15 protein-coding genes are annotated in these 20107 nt (G+C 68.8%); 6 read left to right on the top strand and 9 right to left on the bottom strand.

The window, feature by feature from the left end:
• Window positions 1-24: 24 nt before the first annotated feature.
• Window positions 25-1299, bottom strand: coding sequence for an adenosylmethionine--8-amino-7-oxononanoate transaminase (locus ACFMRZ_RS34955; protein ID WP_400182446.1), 1275 nt, complete (start codon window positions 1297-1299; stop codon window positions 25-27).
• A gap of 159 nt (window positions 1300-1458) precedes the next feature.
• On the opposite strand from ACFMRZ_RS34955, the gene ACFMRZ_RS34950 reads away from it, so the two are divergent.
• Window positions 1459-2397 carry a GNAT family N-acetyltransferase gene (locus tag ACFMRZ_RS34950; protein WP_400182445.1) on the top strand — a complete coding sequence of 313 codons (939 nt, stop codon included), beginning with the start codon at window positions 1459-1461 and terminating at the stop codon, window positions 2395-2397.
• 33 nt (window positions 2398-2430) lie between these two features.
• Here ACFMRZ_RS34950 and ACFMRZ_RS34945 read toward each other — a convergent pair whose 3' ends face one another.
• Window positions 2431-2916, bottom strand: a complete 486-nt coding sequence (locus ACFMRZ_RS34945) for a MarR family winged helix-turn-helix transcriptional regulator (protein WP_400183046.1) — start codon at window positions 2914-2916, stop codon at window positions 2431-2433.
• Between the two features lie 35 nt (window positions 2917-2951).
• On the opposite strand from ACFMRZ_RS34945, the gene ACFMRZ_RS34940 reads away from it, so the two are divergent.
• The 3 genes from ACFMRZ_RS34940 to treY all read left to right on the top strand — a co-directional run bounded on the left by ACFMRZ_RS34940 (window position 2952) and on the right by treY (window position 8186).
• Entirely contained in the window at window positions 2952-3479 is a 528-nt protein-coding gene (locus ACFMRZ_RS34940; RefSeq protein ID WP_280276879.1) for a cupin domain-containing protein, read from the top strand.
• A 154-nt stretch (window positions 3480-3633) separates the two neighbouring features.
• Complete coding sequence (gene glgX / locus ACFMRZ_RS34935) at window positions 3634-5745, top strand: glycogen debranching protein GlgX (protein WP_400182444.1); 2112 nt, start codon at window positions 3634-3636, stop codon at window positions 5743-5745.
• Between the two features lie 11 nt (window positions 5746-5756).
• Window positions 5757-8186, top strand: a complete 2430-nt coding sequence (gene treY / locus ACFMRZ_RS34930) for a malto-oligosyltrehalose synthase (protein ID WP_280362684.1) — start codon at window positions 5757-5759, stop codon at window positions 8184-8186.
• Between the two features lie 23 nt (window positions 8187-8209).
• Here treY and ACFMRZ_RS34925 read toward each other — a convergent pair whose 3' ends face one another.
• The 3 genes from ACFMRZ_RS34925 to ACFMRZ_RS34915 all read right to left on the bottom strand — a co-directional run bounded on the left by ACFMRZ_RS34925 (window position 8210) and on the right by ACFMRZ_RS34915 (window position 11015).
• The gene (locus ACFMRZ_RS34925; protein WP_400182442.1) at window positions 8210-9385 is read right to left on the bottom strand and encodes a DUF2235 domain-containing protein; all 1176 of its coding nucleotides are present in this window, start codon (window positions 9383-9385) and stop codon (window positions 8210-8212) included.
• A 102-nt stretch (window positions 9386-9487) separates the two neighbouring features.
• On the bottom strand, window positions 9488-10732 hold the full coding sequence (locus ACFMRZ_RS34920) for a TDT family transporter (protein ID WP_400182441.1): 1245 nt from the start codon (window positions 10730-10732) through the stop codon (window positions 9488-9490).
• 106 nt (window positions 10733-10838) lie between these two features.
• On the bottom strand, window positions 10839-11015 hold the full coding sequence (locus ACFMRZ_RS34915) for a hypothetical protein (protein WP_400182440.1): 177 nt from the start codon (window positions 11013-11015) through the stop codon (window positions 10839-10841).
• A 13-nt stretch (window positions 11016-11028) separates the two neighbouring features.
• Here ACFMRZ_RS34915 and ACFMRZ_RS34910 point away from each other — a divergent pair, with 13 nt between their 5' ends.
• Window positions 11029-11934, top strand: a complete 906-nt coding sequence (locus tag ACFMRZ_RS34910; protein ID WP_400182438.1) for a LysR family transcriptional regulator — start codon at window positions 11029-11031, stop codon at window positions 11932-11934.
• Between the two features lie 23 nt (window positions 11935-11957).
• Here the strand turns inward: ACFMRZ_RS34910 and ACFMRZ_RS34905 are convergent, their stop codons facing one another.
• Entirely contained in the window at window positions 11958-12410 is a 453-nt protein-coding gene (locus ACFMRZ_RS34905) for a hypothetical protein (protein ID WP_400182436.1), read from the bottom strand.
• Window positions 12411-12567: 157 nt separating this feature from the next.
• Here ACFMRZ_RS34905 and dnaE point away from each other — a divergent pair, with 157 nt between their 5' ends.
• Window positions 12568-16113, top strand: a complete 3546-nt coding sequence (gene dnaE / locus ACFMRZ_RS34900; protein WP_400182435.1) for a DNA polymerase III subunit alpha — start codon at window positions 12568-12570, stop codon at window positions 16111-16113.
• A gap of 14 nt (window positions 16114-16127) precedes the next feature.
• On the opposite strand, the gene ACFMRZ_RS34895 is transcribed toward dnaE, so the two are convergent.
• The 3 genes from ACFMRZ_RS34895 to ACFMRZ_RS34885 all read right to left on the bottom strand — a co-directional run bounded on the left by ACFMRZ_RS34895 (window position 16128) and on the right by ACFMRZ_RS34885 (window position 20106).
• Window positions 16128-16403 (bottom strand): hypothetical protein, encoded by a 276-nt coding sequence (locus ACFMRZ_RS34895; protein ID WP_400182433.1) that lies wholly within the window; start codon window positions 16401-16403, stop codon window positions 16128-16130.
• Between the two features lie 24 nt (window positions 16404-16427).
• Window positions 16428-19475: a T3SS effector HopA1 family protein gene (locus ACFMRZ_RS34890; RefSeq protein ID WP_400182431.1), complete on the bottom strand. Its 3048-nt coding sequence runs from the start codon at window positions 19473-19475 to the stop codon at window positions 16428-16430.
• A 160-nt stretch (window positions 19476-19635) separates the two neighbouring features.
• Entirely contained in the window at window positions 19636-20106 is a 471-nt protein-coding gene (locus tag ACFMRZ_RS34885) for a YbaB/EbfC family nucleoid-associated protein (RefSeq protein ID WP_280274934.1), read from the bottom strand.
• Window position 20107 lies beyond the last annotated feature (1 nt).

Below are 20107 nucleotides of genomic sequence, written 5' to 3'. Positions count from 1 at the left end.
CCCAGCAGCATACTTGAACACCGTTCAGGAGCAAGAGGCGGCCGCGGCTACCACGGCGGCCGCGATCGCGGCCACGTCGTCGGGCGTGCTGATGAACGGCGGCATGGTGTAGATGAGGTTTCGGAAGGGGCGGAGCCAGACCCCGGATTCGACGGCGGCGTGGGTGGCCTTGCGCATGTCGACGGGGTGGTCGAGCTCCACGACGCCGATGGCGCCCAGGACGCGCGTCTCCACGATGCCCGGGACTTGTTGTGCCGCAGCAAGTCCCGCCTCGAGGCCCGCTTCGATTCCGGCCACCTCGCCCTGCCAGTCCCGGGAGAGCAGCAGTTCGATCGAGGCGACCGCGACCGCGCAGGCGAGCGGATTGGCCATGAAGGTCGGGCCGTGCATCAGCCCGCCGTGCGCAGCGCTGACGGTCTCCGCGATCTCGGTGGTGCACAGCGCCGCGGCCAGCGTGAGATAGCCGCCGGTGATGGCCTTGCCGACACACAGCACGTCGGGCCGCACGTCCGCCCGGTCGGCGGCGAAAAGTGTTCCGGTGCGGCCGAATCCGGTGGCGATCTCGTCGAAGACGAGTAGCACGCCGTACTCGTCGCACAGCCGCCGCAGGTCGTTCAGATATCCCGGATGGTGAAAACGCATGCCGCCCGCGCCCTGCACGATCGGCTCCACGATCACCGCGGCCGTCTCGTCGGCGTGCGCCGCGAACAGCCGCTCCAGCTCCCGGACATATTCGGGCACATAGTCTTTCGGCGGCACGGGCGCGAAGATCTGCTCGGTGAGCACGTCGGTCCACAGCGAGTGCATGCCGCCGTCGGGGTCGCACACGCTCATCGGCGTGAACGTGTCGCCGTGATAGCCGCCGCGCCAGGTGAACAGCCGCCGCTTGCCCGGTCGCCCGCGCGCCCGCCAGTACTGCAGACACATCTTCGCCGCGACCTCCACCGACACCGAACCGGAATCGCAGAGGAACACCTTGTCCAGGCCCGCGGGCGTGATCTCGACCAGCAATTGCGCCAGCCGCGCCGCCGGCTCGTGAGTGAGCCCCCCGAACATGACGTGGCTCATCCGCTGCGCCTGCGCGGTCAGTGCCGCGTCCAGCACCGGGTGCCGGTAGCCGTGCACCGCCGCCCACCACGAACTCATCCCGTCGATCAGCTCGCGGCCGTCGGCCAGCCGCAGGCGGGTACCGGCGGCGGACGCGACCACCAGCGGCTCGGTGCTCGCCGGGAATCCGCCGTACGGATGCCAGACGTGCGCGGCGTCGAGTGCGGTGATCTGGTCGGGTGTCAGGGCCACGGGATTCCTTCACGCCGGGAGCTTGAACGCCGTTCAAGTTACACGACGACCGGATCGTCTCGCCGAAAACCTTTCCCCGAAGCGCGGTCGACGTTAATCTTTGACTTTGTCAAAGGTTCGTGGCGGACAAGCCACCGGAACACCGAAAGGCACAGGTCCATGAGCACCGCCACCACCGCGTCCGTGACCGCCGAGCACATTTCCGCGGTCCGCGAATTCAATCGCCGCTACACCCGCCTGATCGGCGTGCTGCACGAACACCTCGTGGACACGGATTTCTCGCTCACCGAGGCGCGAATCCTGTTCGAGCTGGCCCATTTCGGCCCGGTCGAGGTGGTCGCGCTGCGGCAGGGGCTCGGGCTGGACCCCGGTTACCTCAGCCGCATCCTGTCCCGGTTCGAGGACGCCGGGCTGGTGTCGCGGCAGCGCTCCGAGACCGACGGACGTCGCCAGCTGGTCCGGCTGACCGAGCACGGCGAGACGGCCTTCGCCGACCTCAACGAGCGCTCCAGCCGCGATGTCGCCGGTTTGCTCGGCACCCGGGCCGCCCATGACCGCGATCGCCTGGTCAACGCGATGCGCACCATCGAACGCATTCTGGACGACCAGGCGGGCGCGCCGTTTCTCCTCCGCGATCCGCGGCCCGGCGATTACGGCTGGGTGATTCAGCGCAATGCCGCCCTGTACGCCGCCGAGTACGGCTGGAACGCCGACTACGAGACGCTGGTCGCGCGGATCGTCGCCGATTATCTGGAGACCCGCGAACCGCAGGCGGAGCGGGCCTGGATCGCCGACCAGGACGGCGAGCCGATCGGCTGCGTGTTCTGCGTCCGCGAGGACGACACCACCGCGCGACTGCGCCTACTGCTGGTGGAACCATCCGCGCGCGGCCTCGGCGTCGGCTCCGCCCTGGTGGACGAATGCCTGCGCTTCGCCACCGCGGCCGGTTACCGCAGCATGGTGCTGTGGACCAACGACGTCCTCGCCTCCGCCCGCCACATCTACGAACGCGCGGGCTTCGACCTCGTCGACACCGAACCCCACCACAGCTTCGGCAAGGATCTCACCGGCCAGACCTGGCGCCGCGCCCTGCGCTGACCCGCACACCACTTCGGCCCTCCGGCAGGGCCCTCACGTGCGCGAACCAGCGGCTCCTTCCGCGCCGCTCACCCCGCTCGGGACGAACGCGGCGCCGGCGCGGACGAGCAGGCGGCGGAGGTCGGCGAGGCCGTCGGCTCCCAGGTGCTCGCCGAGGCGGTGCTCGATGGTGGCGAGGTGGCCCGCCGCGGTGGTCAGTGCGGCTCGGCCCGAGTTCGTGACGACCACCAGCCGCGCGCGACGGTCGGACGGATCGACGCGGCGTTCGACGTAGCCGCGGCGCTCCAGATGGGTGACGAGTTCGCCCATCGACTGCTGGGTCATGCCCGCGGTCTCGGCGAGATCGCCGATGCGGGAACCGGCGGGATCCAGATAGCGGAAGACGGCGTAGTGCGCGGGGCGGAGGCTGTCGTCGAGCACCGCGCGCAGCGCGCCGTTCAGCTCTCCCTCCACCGCTCGGGCCAGCAGGGTGAGCTGTTTCAGCAGGCTGTCGCGCTCGCCGGGTGGCGGAGAAACCATTGACACAATAGGAAGGTTACCTTTATATCTGGTGCATGGGAACCACGCTGACCTTCCGCAACGGCCACCGCGTCACGCTGGTCGAGGAAGGCGCCGACGAGCGCGGCGAGTACCTGCGCCTCGAACATCACCTGCCCGCACCCGGGCGCGAGGCGGGCCCGCACTGGCACCCGGTCCTCGCCGAACACTGGACCGTGCGCCGGGGCCGCGTCCGGTTCCGCATCGACGGCACCGAAGTAATTGCCGCCCAGGGTGATTCGGCCACCGCCCCGGCCGGTGCGGTGCACGAGTTCTGGACCGACGCCCCCGACACGGTCATCGATCACGAGATCCGGCCACCGCTGCGACACTGGCAGATGTTCCGGCTGTGGCAGGCCCTCGACGCCGCCGGGAAAACCAGTGGCACCGGCGTTCCGCGCAACCCTCTGGCCCTGGCGCTGCTGTGGGATTACCAGGACGGCTATCTCGCGAACATCCCCGCCGGACTCCAGCGCCTCGTCCTCGGCGGCCTGGCCCGGCTGGCCCGCCGCATCGGCTACGAACGCCGCTGGCTGGCGGACTGAGCCCGGCCTGAGCGGACACTCATCCGCCCGACGCGGCAGAATTCGCCACCTCGAGTCCGAAAGTGCACGTGTAGGCCGGTCAGGTCGCCCTGGGGACCTCGCGGACCGGCACTCGAGCACCGCCCCGGACCGCGCTGCGATTAGGGTCGTGGGCATGGTTCAGCCCAACCCGCCCGGTGACGCGGCACCGCTGGGCGTGTGGCCCGGCACCGCGTACCCGCTGGGCGCCACCTACGACGGGGCCGGCACCAACTTCTCGGTGTTCTCCGAGGTGGCCGAGCGGGTGGAGCTGTGCCTGATCGACCGCGCGGGCACGGAGACCCGCATACCGCTGGAAGAGGTCGACGGCTACGTCTGGCACGCCTATGTGCCGACCGTCGCGCCCGGTCAGCGGTACGGGTTCCGCGTGCACGGGCCCTACGATCCCGGGCGCGGGCTGCGCTGCGACGCGAGCAAGCTGCTGCTCGATCCCTACGGCAAGGCCTTCGCCGGGGAGTTCGGCAACGACCCCACCCTGTACACCCACGGCCGGGATTCCCTGGGGCACACCATGACCGGCGTCGTCATCAACCCGTTCTTCGACTGGGCCGACGACCGCGCGCCCCGCCGCCCCTACCACGAGACGGTGATCTACGAGGCCCACGTCAAGGGCATGACGTACACCCACCCACAGGTGCCGCCGGAGGTGCGCGGCACCTACGCCGGCCTCGCCCATCCGGCGATCATCGAACATCTGAAGTCCCTGGGCGTCACCGCGCTCGAGCTGATGCCAGTGCACCAGTTCCTGCACGACCGGCTACTGCTCGACCGCGGCCTGCGAAACTACTGGGGCTACAACAGCTTCGGCTACCTCGCCCCGCATCACGAGTACGCCGCCGACCCCCGGGCCGGGGCCGCGGTCACCGAGTTCAAGGCCATGGTGCGGGCGCTGCACGCCGCGGACATCGAGGTCATCCTGGACGTGGTCTACAACCACACCGGCGAGGGCAACCATCTCGGCCCGACGATCTCCCTGCGCGGCATCGACAACGCGGCGTATTACCGCCTGCGCGAGGACGACCCCGAGCACTACATGGACTACACCGGCACGGGCAACAGCCTCAACGTCCGCCACCCCCACACGCTGCAGCTGATCATGGACTCGCTGCGGTACTGGATCCTCGAGATGCACGTCGACGGCTTCCGGTTCGACCTGGCGGCCACCCTGGCGCGCGAACTGCACGACGTCGACCGGCTGTCCACCTTCTTCGACCTGGTGCAGCAGGATCCGGTGGTGAGCCAGGTGAAGCTGATCGCCGAACCGTGGGACGTCGGCGAGGGCGGCTACCAGGTCGGCAACTTCCCGGGCCTGTGGACGGAATGGAACGGCCAGTACCGCGACACCGTGCGCGACTACTGGCGCGGGCAACCGGCCACCCTCGGCGAATTCGCCTCCCGCCTCACCGGCTCCTCCGACCTCTACGAAGCCACCGGCCGCCGCCCCGGCGCCAGCATCAACTTCGTGACCGCCCACGACGGATTCACGCTGCGAGACCTGGTGTCCTACAACGACAAACACAACGAGGCCAACGGCGAGGACAATCGCGACGGCGATAACCACAACCGGTCCTGGAACTGCGGCGTGGAGGGCCCGACCGATGATCCGGAGGTCCTCGAGCTACGAGAACGCCAGAGCCGCAACATGATCGCGACGCTGGCGCTGTCGCAGGGCACGCCGATGCTGCTGCACGGCGACGAGCTGGGCCGCACCCAGCAGGGCAACAACAACGCCTACTGCCAGGACTCGCCGGTGTCGTGGATGGATTGGTCACTGGCGCACAAGAATTCGGAGCTGGTCGAGTTCACCGGCAACGCGATCGGCCTGCGCACCGCACACCCGGTGTTCCGGCGGCGGCGCTTCTTCGACGGCCGCCCCGCCCCCGGCGCCGACGCCGACATCGCCTGGTTCACCCCGGCCGGCGAGGAGATGACCGCCGCCGACTGGGAGTCCGGCTTCGCCCGCTCGCTGGCGGTGTTCCTGAACGGCGACGCCATCGCCGAGCCGGGACCGCGCGGTGAGCGCGTCCGCGACGACTCGTTCCTGCTGTGTTTCAATGCCCACGACGCCCCCATCGACTTCACCGTTCCCGGCCCGGACTACGGCGCCGAATGGTCGACCGCGCTCGACTGTTCGACACCCACCGGACTCTCCAGCGCCACCCATACCGCGGCGAGCACGGTCGAGGTGCCGGCTCGCTGCCTGCTCGTGCTCCGCCGTACCGCATGATCGAAATCGAGATGACAGAATTCCCCGCCACTCCCGAACACCGCACCGGCCCGATCGCCCGCAACACCCCCGTGCGCAGCACCTACCGGCTGCAACTGCGCCCCGACACGCTGACCTTCGCCGATGCCCGCACCATCGCCGAATACCTACAGCAGCTGGGCATCTCGCACCTGTACCTGTCGCCGATCATGACCGCGATGCCGGGTTCGCCGCACGGGTACGACGTCACCGACCCGACCACGGTGTCCGCGGCGCTCGGCGGCCCGGGCGGGCTCAAAGCGCTGTCGGACGAGGTGCGCAGCCGGGGCATGGGGCTGATCGTGGACCTGGTGCCCAACCATGTCGGCGTCGGCGACCCGCGGCAGAATCCGTGGTGGTGGGATGTGCTGCGGAACGGCAAGAAGTCGCAGTTCGCGCACTGCTTCGACATCGACTGGAGCCCGAACAACGGCGCCGGCGGACGACTGGCGCTGCCCGTGCTGCAGAGCGAGAACGATCCGGCCGCCCTCACGGTCGATCGCTCCGGCCCCGAACCCATGCTGGCGCTGCATGATCTGCGCTTCCCCATCGCCCCGGGCACCGACGGCGAGAACGCGCTGCGCATCCACGACAAGCAGCACTACCGCCTGGTCAGCTGGAAGGCCGGGATCTGCACCTATCGCCGCTTCTTCGCGGTGTCGAGCCTGGCGGCGCTGCGGCAGGAGGACCCGGCGGTCTTCGAGCTCACCCACCGCGAGCTGGCGGCCTGGTGCGAACACGATCTGGTGGACGGCGTCCGGGTCGATCATCCGGACGGATTAGCTTATCCCGCAGTGTATCTGGCGAAACTGCGGCGGCTGATCGGCCCGCACCGGCTGCTGCTGGTGGAGAAGGTGCTCTCCACCCGGGAGCCGCTGGACGCGACGCTGCCCATCGACGGCACCACCGGCTACGACGCGCTGGGTGAGCTGAGCGGGGTGCTGGTCGACCCGTCCGGCGAGCCGACGCTGACCGCGCTGTCGCGGCAGTACTGCGGGCACGGCAGCAACGGCGCGTGGTTCGGCAACAACGAGCACCGGATCAAGCGGGCCGTGGCCGAGCGGCTGCTGGTGCCGGAGGTGCGGCGCCTCGTCGCGGCGATCAAGCGCGACGCGGCGATCGGCGGCTTCGACGCGGCGGCGACCAGCGATCTGGCGCTGACCAACGCGACCGTCGAGGTGCTGTCGTTCATGCCGGTCTACCGCACCGACTACGCGCCGCTGGCGGGCATGGCGGGCAATATCGTCGCGAAGGTCGGCAAGCGCAATCGCGAACTCACCGTACCCCTGTCGGTGCTGGTGACGGCGTTGTCCGCGGGCGGGGAGGCCGCCGTGCGGTTCCATCAGGTGTGCGGGGCGGTGAACGCCAAAGCGGTCGAGGACACCATGTTCTACCAGGCGGCGCGGCTGGTCTCGCTGCAGGAGGTGGGCGGCAACCCCTCGCGCTTCGGTCATTCGCTGCTGGAGTTCCACCTGGCCAATACCGAGCGCGCCAACCGCTGGCCCGCGACGATGACCACGCTGTCCACCCACGACACCAAGCGCGGCGAGGACGTGCGGGCGCGGATCGGGGTGCTGTCGCAGTTCGCCGAGACCTGGGCGAAGGCGGTGGCGGCCTGGAACGAGATCACCCCGCCGCCCGACGGCGCGACGGCATTGTTTCTGTTGCAGAACATGTTCGGCGTCTGGCCCGCCGACGGCCGCCCGGCCGCCGCGGTCCCCGGGCTACGTGAGCGGCTACACCTGTTCGCGGAGAAGGCCGTTCGGGAGGCGGGCACCCAGTCCTCCTGGGAGGAACCGGATTCCGACTTCGAGTCACGGCTGCATCGCTGGGTGGACGCGGTGATCGACGGGCCGGTCGGCGCGGAACTCGACGCCCTGGTGGCCAAGCTGTCACACCATGCCTGGTCGGACGCGCTGGCACAGAAGCTGCTGCAGCTGTGCGGGCCCGGGATCCCCGACATGTACCAGGGCTGCGAGCTGTGGGAGGACTCGCTGGTCGATCCCGACAACCGTCGGCCGGTCGACTTCGGGCATCGGCTGGCTATGCTGCAATCGCTCACCGGCACACCGGAATTGGATTCCTCGGGCGCTGCCAAGATGTGGGTGGTCGCGTACGCGCTGTGGCTGCGCCGCGAGCGGCCGGACTGCTTCGTCGGCGGCACCTACACCCCGCTGTTCGCCACCGGCGACGGCGCCGACCACCTCGTCGCCTATGCCCGCGGGCGCGCGGGCGGTGCGCCGCAGGTGATCGTGGCGGCCACCCGGCACAGCGCGCGCCTGGCCGACACCGGCTGGGGCGACACCGTTTTGGACCTGCCCGAGGGCAACTGGACCGATCGACTGACCGGCAACGCCTTCTCCGGCCGGGCGCGGCTGGAGAAGTTGTTCACGCGGTTGCCGGTGGCCCTGCTGGTGCGCTGATCGGCGGCCGCCGCCGGGACGGGTCAGGCGCTGACCGGCTGTTCGAGTTCCGGGCGCGGGTCTTCCACGGGGTCTTCCACCACGTTCTCCACCAGCTCGCTCGGCAGTGACCTGCCCTGCTCGCTCAATTCCTGTTGCCACCGTTCGAGATTCGGCGGGCGGTAGTCGTCGCAGACCTCGACCGTCGAGGACAGCGACACCTTCTTGTCGTCGGGCGCCGACAGGCGGCGCCAGAAGTCCGGGTAGTAGCGCTGGTTGCGCGGATTCACCAGCAGGCCCAGCAGATTCATGATCCGGTACGGGAGGGGCAGCGCGTTGTGCGGTCGCACCGCGTTGTCGAAGGCCGGCGTGCCCATCAACTGCTCGAGCCGCTCGCGATCGAACTGCAGCCCTTGTGCGGCGGCCTCGTCCACCATCCAGCGCAACGTGAGATCGGAGAGGCGGCAATCGGCATGGCCGCCACCGATATCGGTGTGGCCACCCTTGAACCACACCTGCTTGACCCGATCGGCACGCTGATGCTCGACGCCCGCCTCGTCGGTGACCTCCCACAGGCAGGGCGCGAAGATGCGGCGGCGCTCGTCGATGGCCAGCGCCTGCCGGGCGCAGTGCACGTGCGGCGACAACCGCATGTCGTGGAAGCGGTACCGCCACGACGTCACCAGCGGCACGCCCATCGCGCCGACGGTGTCGAAGACGCCGACGAACTTGATCGGCACCGGATAGTGGCAGTGCTCCTCGCGGAAATCCACCCACTCCTGCGGATCCGGCTCGTCGAGATGCCGCTTGCGCTGCCGGTAGATGCGCAGCGCCTCCGGGTACTGCTTACCGATCATGGCCTCCGGCTTGAGCAGGCCCAGCCGATGGATCATCCCGGTGAGGCTGCGGGCGGTGTAGGCGCCGCGGCTGAATCCGAAGACGAAGATCTCGTCACCGGGCTCCCAGTTCAGCGCGACCTGCCAGTACATGGTGGACAGGTTCGCGTTCAGGCCGAGCCCGAACGCGCCGCCGAGCAGCTTGTCGGCCAGGTAGCCCTGCGAGCCGGGGCCGTCGGCGTAGAACACTCGCTGTCCCACATGTTCGCCGGTGTCCAGGGTGGTCCCCAGGCGCACCGACTCCGCGATCTTGACGACGTTACTGACCGCTGGATTGCTCTCGGATCCCCACGTGCCGTCGCAGCACACCACCAGACGTTTCATATCACGATCCTCCCGCCCCGTATTTCACGGATCTCGCGTAGCCGACTACTCGATTCATCGCCGCGGAGCCGCGCAAGCGTTAATAATTCCCGCATATTCGTCTCATCGCGGGCACCGTTGCGCAAGTACGGTGCCACCACCTCGTGCGCCCGGTCCCGACATCGAATCTTCGGGCCACCGGTTGCCGACGGGCCGCCGACCGACGGATTCGCGGTGAACTCGGCGCGAACAACGGCGATCGGCGGGCCGAAGTAGACTGCCGCCCAGCAGTTCTCGCACCGTGTGGGCGGCGACGACAGCCCACGCACCGGCGAGCAGCAGGTACAGGGCGACAGCGGATACGGCGAACAGTACAGCGCCGGTGTGGTGGTACAGCGCGGCGCAGCCGGTGACGCAGGTACCCACCGGGAACGTGAAACCCCACCAGGTCAGGTTGAATTCGAGCGCGCCGGCGCGCAGCGTGCGCACGGTGATCGCCAGGGCCAGCGCCAGCCACAGCATCGCGAAGCCCCACGCGAGCACCCCGTAGCCGATCGAGAACACCAGCAGCCCTTCGGCTTCCAGGCGCGGCAGAGCGGCGGGCGCGGCATCGGCGAGCAGACCCGCGGCGGTGATCGACTGCCCCAGTGGGCTGAGCACGATCCACAGTGTGGGCACCGTGGCGGACGGTGGCGCACCGTAATGCACCAGCCGCGACCAGATCATGGTCGTCGTGATCAGCGCCGCGATCAGGCTCAGCCCGAACATGGCCAGGCACGCCAGCAGCAGGGTCAGCCGCCACTGCCCGGCGGGCGTGTGCGGTACCAGCAGTGCGCCGGTGGCGGCCGAGACCATCGGCGGCACCACCGGCATCAACCACCCGCCGAACGCCGCGTCCGGGGCGAGGCGATGCCGGGTGATCATGCGATAGGGCACCACGACCGCCGTCGCCAAGCCCAGCACGGTCCCCACCGACCACAGCGCCGCATCGATCGCGACCGCCGCCGTCGCACCGATCACGTCCGCCCCGAGCAGCAGCGTGCCCGCGCCCACGGTCAGCAACGCCATCGGCGGCGCACCGAGAAAGTGGGCCATGACCGGGTGATCCTGATGGCCGCGCAGGACGTCCGGATGTCGCCGCCACTGCCACGCGAACGCCGCTGTCAGCACGATCAGCAGCACCGCCGCCACGGCCCACACCACCGTGGCCGCCTCCCACAACCCCGGCAGCCGCACCGGCAGGCTGGGCACCGCGGTCCCGACGATCCCGGTCCCCATCACCACCGCGAACCAGTTCGGCCCGAGCGCCCGCAGCGCGGACCCGTCCGCCACCCGCGCATCGGGCCGCGCCTGCACCGCCGCGGTCATCGGGACACCACTCCGCCGAACTCTCGCCACCGTTGCATGCCTCCACCGTCCTCGGCCGCGCTCTCCCTCAGTAGTCACCTCGTCCCGATGGGTACATAGAACGGCCCTATGCCCATGGCGGGCTCATCGGCGGACGTCCCAGCCGACCGAGACCACCGCCATGGTCGCCGAGGCCGAGCAGCCGCAGCGCGTGCGGCGCGTCCAGCGCCGGTTCATCGATGCGCTGCTGTGGGCCGGTAGCGCTCCGGACGGTGGCGGTCAGCCGCATACTTTCCGCGAACACATAGGCTCGTCCTATGCCGCTGTCGCCACGGGTCCCGGATCTGGCCGCGCTCGATCTGCTGCTGTCGGTGATCGAGCTGGGCAGTCTGGGTCGGGCGGCGCGGGCGCACGGGATCAGTCAGCCGTCGGCGTCGTCGCGGATCCGCTACCTGGAGAAGCTGGTGGGCGTGCCGGTGCTGGAGCGGACCACGCTGGGTTCGCGCCCGACGGCGGCGGGCGCGCTCATCGCGGAATGGGCGCGCGGGGTGGTCGACGCCGCCGCCAGGCTGGACGCGGGAATCGATACCCTTCGCGCGCAACGGGATTCGCGGTTGCGGGTGGCCGCCAGCCAGACCGTGGCGGAGTATCTGTTCCCCGGCTGGCTGACCAGGATGCGCGCCGCCGCGCCGGATACCACCATCGCGCTGGAGTCCGGGAATTCGACCGAGGTGGGCGCGGCGGTGCTGGACGGCCGCGCGGGAATCGGTTTCGTCGAGAGCCCGCGCGCCGCCCGCGGCCTGCAGAGCCATCCCGTGGCACGCGATCACCTGGTGGCCGTCGTGCCCCCGAACCACCCCTGGGCCCGGCGCGGCTCGGTGACACTACGCGAACTCGCCGCCACACCGCTCATCCAGCGCGAATCCGGATCGGGCACGCGGACCTGGTTCGAGCGCGCGGTCGCCGCGGCCGTCCCCGGCGCGCGACCGGCGGTCGCACTCGAGCTCTCCTCCACGACCGCCATCAAGTCCGCCGTCGCCTCGGGCCTGGCCCCGGCGGTCCTCAGCTCATTGGCCGTCGCCGGTGAGGTAGACGCCGGCACGCTGGTCTCCCCGCGGATCACCGATGCCGATCTCACCCGCACGCTCCGCGCGGTCTGGCCCGCCGCCCAGCAGCTGACCGGGCCCGCGCGCACCCTCTACGCCATCGCCCGACAGCGGTGATCAGCCTTGCGTCACAATGGTTCTCAGCCCTCGTAAGGCCGGACGGTGAAGTGGAGTTCGCCGGGCTCGGGGACATGAGCCGCGCCGACGGTGACGGTGCCGACGAAGTCGCCGTAGCCCGGGGAGAAGATCGCCGAGCGGCCGTCGTTGCTCCAGAACCCGGGACCGTTGGCACGGTGCGTCTTGGTGCCGGTTTCCCCGGTGGCGACATTGCGCCAGTTCAGGGTGACGTCGAGCGAGCAGCTGCCGACCCCGATCAGGGTGACCGCGGCGGTGAAACCCGCGGCGCCGGGATAGGCGTTGCCGTTCACCGAAGAGTCGACGATCGCGCCGCAGGGGCCGTTCGCCAGCGAATACACCCTGGTGAACTGGCCGCCGTCGGTATCGGCGGATGCCGGTGCGGCGGCGGCGATCACGGAGGCCCCGGCGACCAGGGCCGCCGCGGCGAGTGCTGTTGTAGATCCAATCGAACGCATCAAAACCCCCAGGGGTGGACGGTGACCATCACGGATCCGATGCCAAACGACGCTACCAGTCCGGTGCGACACGGACTCGGCGCTACCACATGGGCATTCGCGGGGACCCGCCCCGGGTCGGTCAAAACCTGTCGGAGGCAAGGCATAATCTCATGCCGTGTCAGCCTCGGGATTCGTTCACCTCCACAATCACACCGAGTACTCGATGCTCGACGGCGCGGCCAAGATCACGCCCCTGTTCAAGGAGGCGGAGCGGCTGGGCATGACCGCGGTCGGCATGACCGACCACGGCAACATGTACGGCGCCTCGGAGTTCTACAACTCGGCCAGGAAGCAGGGCATCAAGCCGATCATCGGCATCGAGGCCTACATCGCGCCCGCGTCCCGCTTCCAGACCAAGCGCGTCCAGTGGGGCGACCCGAGCCAGAAGAGCGACGACGTCTCCGGTTCGGGCGCCTACACGCACATGACGATGGTCGCCGAGAACGCGACCGGCCTGCGTAACCTGTTCAAGCTGTCGTCGCTGGCCTCCATCGAGGGCCAGCTCGGCAAGTGGGCGCGCATGGACGAGGAGATCATCGCCCAGTACGCCGAGGGCATCATCGCCACCACCGGCTGCCCGTCCGGCGAGGTGCAGACCCGACTGCGCCTGGGCCACGAGCGCGAGGCGCTGGAGGCCGCCGCCAAATGGCAGGAGATCTTCGGCAAGGAGAATTTCTTCCTCGAGGTGATGGACCACGGCCTGTCCATCGAACGCCGGGTCCGCGAGGGGCTGCTCGAGGTCGGCCGCAAGCTCGGCATCCCGCCGCTGGCCACCAACGACTGCCACTACGTGCACGAGTCGGACTCGGGCAACCACGAGGCGCTGCTGTGCATTCAGACCGGTAAGACGCTGTCGGATCCGACCCGCTTCAAGTTCGACGGCAGCGGCTACTACCTGAAGTCCGCCGAGGAGATGCGCGCCATCTGGGACGCCGATGTGCCCGGCGCCTGCGACAACACCGTCCTCATCGGCGAGCGCGTGCAGTCCTACGAGGAGGTCTGGACCCACCGCGACCGGATGCCCCTCTTCCCGGTCCCTGCGGGCGAGGATCAGGCCAGCTGGCTGCGCAAGGAGGTGATGCGCGGGCTGGAGTGGCGCTTCCCGAACGGCGTGAGCCAGGAGTACATCGACCGCGCCGAATTCGAGCTGAACGTCATCATCCAGATGGGTTTCCCGGCGTACTTCCTGGTCGTCGGCGACCTGATCAACCACGCCCGCGAGGTCGGCATCCGCGTCGGCCCGGGCCGTGGTTCCGCGGCCGGTTCGCTGGTCGCCTTCGCCATGGGCATCACGAACCTGGACCCGATCCCGCACGGTCTGCTGTTCGAGCGGTTCCTCAATCCTGAGCGCGTCTCGATGCCCGATATCGATATCGACTTCGACGATCGCCGCCGCGGTGAGATGGTCCGCTACGCCACCGACAAGTGGGGCACCGACAAGGTCGCCCAGGTGATCACCTTCGGCACCATTAAAACCAAAGCGGCGCTGAAGGATTCGGCCCGCGTGCAGTTCGGCCAGCCCGGCTTCGCGATCGCCGATCAGATCTCCAAGGCGCTGCCGCCGCCGATCATGGCCAAGGACATTCCGCTGTCGGGGATCATGGATCCCGAGCACGAGCGGTACAAGGAGGCCACCGAGGTCCGGGAGCTGATCAACACCAACCCGGACGTCAACAAGATCTACGAGACCGCCCGCGGCCTCGAGGGTCTGATCCGCAACGCCGGCGTGCACGCCTGCGCGGTCATCATGTCCTCCGAGCCGCTCATGGACGCGATCCCGGTCTGGAAGCGGGCCCAGGACGGCGCCATCATCACCGGCTGGGACTACCCGTCGTGCGAGGCCATCGGCCTGCTGAAGATGGACTTCCTGGGCCTGCGCAACCTCACCGTGATCGGTGACTGCCTGGAGAACATCAAGTCCAACCGCGGCATCGATCTGGATCTCGAGAATCTGCCGCTGGAGGACGTGCCGACCTACGAGTTGCTGGCCCGCGGCGACACTCTCGGCGTATTCCAGCTCGACGGCAGCGCCATGCGCGACCTGCTGCGGCGCATGCAGCCCACCGGCTTCGAGGACATCGTCGCCGTGCTCGCGCTGTACCGCCCCGGCCCGATGGGCATGAACGCCCACAACGACTACGCCGACCGCAAGAACGGGCGGCAAGAGGTCAAACCCATCCATCCGGAGCTCGAGGAGCCCCTGAAGGACATCCTGCGCGACACGTTCGGCCTGATCGTGTACCAGGAGCAGATCATGCAGATCGCGCAGAAGGTGGCCGGGTACTCGCTCGGCCGAGCGGATATTCTGCGCCGCGCCATGGGCAAGAAGAAGGCCGAGGTGCTCGAGGCCGAGTTCGAGGGCTTCGAGAAAGGCATGCAGGACAACGGGTATTCCAAGGCGGCCATCAAGGCGCTGTGGGACACCATCCTCCCGTTCGCCGGATACGCGTTCAACAAGTCGCACGCCGCCGGCTACGGCCTGGTGTCGTTCTGGACCGCGTACCTGAAGGCCAACTTCAAGGCCGAGTACATGGCGGCGCTGCTCACCTCCGTCGGCGACGACAAGGACAAGGCCGCGGTGTATCTGGCCGACTGCCGCCGCCTGAACATCCAGGTGCTGCCGCCCGACGTCAACGAGTCCGAGCACAACTTCGCCTCGGTGGGCAACGACATCCGCTTCGGCATGGGCGCGGTCCGCAACGTCGGCGCGAACGTGGTGGCGTCCATCATCGCCGCGCGCAAGGAGAAGTCGAAGTTCACCGACTTCTCCGACTACCTCAACAAGATCGACACCGTCGCCTGCACCAAGAAGGTCACCGAATCCCTCATCAAGGCAGGGGCTTTCGACTCGCTCGGGCATCCGCGCAAGGGCCTGATGCTGGTGCACTCCGACGCCATCGACTCGGTGATGGCCACCAAGAAGGCCGAGGCGATCGGCCAGTTCGACCTGTTCGGCGGCCTCGACGACGGCGACGACAGCGTGTCCTCGGTCTTCGACGTGAAGGTGCCCGACGAGGAATGGGACATCAAGCACAAGCTCGCCCTGGAACGAGAGATGCTGGGCCTCTACGTGTCCGGGCATCCGCTCGACGGCGTCGCCCACGTGCTCGCCGCCCAGGCCGACACCCCGATCCCGGCCATCCTCGAAGGCGATGTGAAGGACGGCGCGCAGGTCACCATCGGCGGCATCCTCGCCTCGGTCACCCGGCGCATCAACAAGAACGGAATGCCCTGGGCCTCCGCGCAATTGGAGGATCTCACCGGTGGCATCGAGGTGCTGTTCTTCCCGCAGTCCTACTCGGTGTACGGCATGGACGTCGTCGAGGACGCCGTGGTGCTGGTGAAGGCCCGCGTCTCGGCCCGCGACGACCGCGTCTCACTGATCGCCAACGACCTGGCCGTGCCCGACCTGTCCTCGATCGGCGTGGAGAAGCCGCTGTCGGTCACCATCCCGACCCGGCTGTGCACCCCCGACAAGATCACCGCCCTCAAACGAGTCCTCACCAGCCACCCCGGCACGGCCAACGTCCACATCCGCCACGTCGGCTCCCGCGAGAAGACGACCATGCTCAAGGTCGCCGACAACCTGCGGGTATCCCCGTCGTCGGCGTTGATGGGCGACCTGAAGGCGCTACTCGGGCCGGGGTGCCTGGCGAGCTAGGGGGCGGGGGCTCGCTACTGCTCGTTCGGATCCTCGTCGCGGAGGATCGCTCGCCCCTCCTCGGCATGCGACCGCATCAACGCCGCGATCTGCGAACGCAACCCGTACGGCCACTCACCGCTCGCGACCTGCTCCAGTAGCCACTCGGTGTCGTGTACGTCGAGGCGCGCGACCGCGAACATTACGACGTCGTCGTCAAAGTATTCCGGATTCCGGTCCGGCGTCAGTTCGCCGCGCAGGTATGCGGTGACGACTCGACGCGCACGATCGATCTGCTCCGTGTCTACCAAGACAATCCTACTCTCGTCGAAGCCTTACCATTTATTTCGATGTGGTCTGCGAGGATCCACTCCGGCCCGATCCATGGCTTCCAGCGCATTGTCTCGGAAGGCGGTGAAGTCACCACCTTGCGCCCGTGTGGCGTGCAGCGCCTCGAATAGCGGATTCGCCCGCGCGATACCGAAACTGGAACCGCCCATACCCGCAGACGGCTCCGCACCAAAGCCTACGCCCGGCAGCACCTGATAAGTCATAGCAGGAACCTCCCACATGAACGCATCCGGGTTTCTGGCCTGGTATTCCGCCAGCCAGGCCACCACTCGCTGCGCCGTTTCGTCGCCGGACGTGTAGATCACCAGGCCGTCCGGGCGCGCGGCGGCCGCACCCTCGACCTTCGCGCTGTAGATGCCGGGGAACGCGCGCGGATTATCCACGATCTCACGCACGATGTCGTGCATCAATCCCGCTGCCGCATCTGCTCGCGGATTGACATATACCCGGCCGTCGACCTGATCGGCTTCCAGGCTCGCGTTCTCACGATGATAATGCACGAAATGAATATCCGCCGGATTGAGTTCTCCGACATTTCCTTCGTAGAAGGGCGGCCAATTTCCACCACGCATCTGAGCTACGCCGACCCGGGAGTCGGGCGTCCGGCCCGCCAAGATCTGTGCGAGATCTCGTATATGGCCGCGCGGGTCCGAAAAGTAATTCGGAACATCGGAACCCGCGTACATCGAATAGACGTCCCTCGCGCTACCGATGTCGTCGCGGTTATCCCACAGCTGCCGCATGAATCCCTCGAGGTTCTCCCTCGCGAGATTCGGAGGCGGGTCGTAACCGTTCTGGCGATACGATTCTTCGCGAATCGCGAGCAGGTCTTCGAACGGCGTATTCGAATCCATGAGCTGCCGCAGCTCGTCCAGCGAACGAGGCTGCTCGAACATGTCCGGGAACTCGTTCAGCACGCGATCGGCAGTTTCCGGACTCAACGTACCGGAATATTCGTCGAATGCCGGCGGCCGGTTCGGCGCGGCCACGTGCTCCGGCGGGTAAGGATCAGTCGGATCCGGTCCGTGCTCGGGCTCCGGGACTCGCCCCGGCCCGGTCGTCCCATCGTCCTCGTTCTCGGGTACCCGTCGCGGTTCCTCCTGGGGTTCTTCCCTGGGCTCGGGTCGCGGTTCTTCCCTGGGCTCCGGTCGTGGCTCTTCCTTGGGCTCCGGTCGTGGCTCTTCCTTGGGCTCCGGTCGTGGCTCTTCCCTGGGCTCCGGTCGCGGCTCTTCCCTGGGCTCGGGACGTGGCTCTTCCTTGGGCTCCGGTCGCGGCTCTTCCCTGGGCTCCGGTCGCGGCTCTTCCCTGGGCTCGGGACGCGGCTCTTCCCTGGGCTCCGGACGCGGCTCTTCCCTGGGCTCCGGACGCGGTTCCTCCCTCGGCTCCGGACGCGGCTCCGGACCGGCCTCACCGTCGGGCTCTCGCGGAGTCGGCGGCGGCGCGCCTTCCTCCGGTGGTGGGGTGCCACGTTCCGCGGGCGGGGCGCCGTCGTCGAGAGCGCCGACACGCAGCCCGTCGACGAAGCCCTGCATGTCGCCTTGGAGTGCCCGCATGACGCCTGCCCCGCGCTCCGCGACCGCCCGCATCCCCCGGGCCGCGTTGCCGTAGGCCTCGCGCCGGGCCGCTTCGTCACCGCGCTCGGGGGCGGTCACCTGGGGCCGCTGGGACGGGTCCCCGCCCGTCGCGGGCGGCAAACCCTCGTCCAGCGCGCGAACGCGGGCGCCGTCGACGAAATTCTGCATCCGATCCTGCAACGCCCGCATGCCTTGTGCGGCATTGCCGTACGCCTCCTGGCGGGCGGCCGCGGGCTCGGGCGGCGTCGCACCGTCCGTGGCCGGCGGCATGCCTTCCCCCAGCGCACGAACCTGGGCACCGTCAACGAAGCCCTGCAACCGATCCTGCAGCGCCCGCATACTCTGTGCGACATTGCCGTACGCCTCCTGCCGGGCAGCCGGGTCGCCCGAATCGTCGCCGGCTCCGGGATCTCGCCCGGTACCCGGGCCGTCCCCGGAACCCGAATCGTCGCCGGAACGCGGGCCCGAACCGGAGTCATCGCCCGGCGCATGTGGACCACCGCCGCCCTCACCCGACCCGGGATCTCCCCCGGGTCGCGGCCCGTCACCATCGGGCAGCGGCGGGACCACCGCACTTGCCGGGCCGCGCAGCGCGTGCGGCATGGCACCCAGCACACCGCCGACAACGCCGGGCAGAATGTGATCCCAGCCCAGGTCCAGCTCCCCGGTGAACGGCACCAACGACGCCACCCCGGCCGCGGCGCCCGCGGCACCCGCCCCAGCGGCTCCGGCGAAACGGACACCGGCCCGTCCCAGGAAGCCGGGCACACTGCTACCGAAGAAGCGGCGCTCCAGCCCCATCATGGCGCGCACACCCACGAATTCACCCGCAGCACCGGCCGCGGCGCCGGCGAGCACGCCCAAACCGATCTGGTCCCAGTTGAATTCGCCCGCCTCGCGGTTGCCCTCCATCATCTGCACGGCCTCGGCGCCGAACGGGATCAGACCACCCTGGATCGCACCCAGCGTCACGCCCTTGAAGAGGATCGTCGTCACCAATCGGGCCGCGGCCGCCCGGGCCGCGTCGGTGCCGAGGTTCATGATCAGCTCACGGAACGCTGCCCGCACGGTCAGGCGGGTCGCCGCGGTCGCCGCGGCGCCATGGACCTGGCCGACGCCCGGAACGAAGGCGTCGATCGACAACTGCACCACAAGCGCGGCCAGGGAGCCGATGATCACGTACTTGCTGTACTCGGTCTGCAGCGCATCGCTGAAACACTGCTCGGCAAGTCCGTAACACGCTTTCACGGCACTGTTCAGGCCGTCGTCGAGATCGATGCCGTGCCGCTTCAACGCCTCGCCGGTCTGGCCCTCGATCGACCCGGCAGCACGATAGCGCGCCTCGCCGGACAGTTCCGCCGCCCTTGCTACCGCGTCACCGATCTCGTTCCAGGCATGCCCCAACCGGCGCAGTGCGTCCTCGTCGCCCTCCGGCCACGGCCCCGCCACCGCAGCCACGACCCAGGACGGAATTTCCGGGGGTATCTGCAGCCCCATCAGCAGTCGAGGAAATACGCGTCCACTACCCAGCCCGGCAGCAGGTGGATCGCGCTCACCTCATCCTCCTCCGACATTCTCCGGTCGTGCGAACGCCGCACATTCCGTCTGCGAACGCTGTTCAGTCCTCCGGTTCGGAATCGCGGTCGCGGCGGACATCAGGGGCGGTACGCGCAGCCGCGCTGACGATCTCGCGAACCTCTCGCAAGCTCGGCGCCCCTGGGAAGAGATCGGGAAGGTCGGGCAGCGCCCCGGCGGTGTCGGTGATGGGCGCGAGGATCTCCGCGCGCCGATGCTGTGCGGCCTCGGCCGCCGCCCGGGCGGCTTCGGTGATGGAGCGGGCGAGCCGGGCGGGTGGTCCCGCTTGAAATGCGTGTGCCGTCAACTGCACGTCGACGACGATTCCGTACGCGTCGACGGTGACCTCGACCAGCTTGTCCGACGACCATGCCGACGTGCGCGACTCCGACAGGCGTTCACAGACACCCGGGAGGTCGGCACTTTGCTGGTCGAGACCGTCCAGCAACGAGTCGACAAGCTTCTTCATCTCGTTGTTGGCCGAGCTCATCGCTTCGAAATCCGGACGATCCATC

Source organism: Nocardia sp. N2S4-5 (assembly GCF_044628355.1).
GTDB classification, from domain to species: domain Bacteria; phylum Actinomycetota; class Actinomycetes; order Mycobacteriales; family Mycobacteriaceae; genus Nocardia; species Nocardia wallacei_B.
The sequence above is the reverse complement of the archived record's forward strand: the minus strand, read 5'-3'. Positions and strand labels throughout refer to the sequence as shown.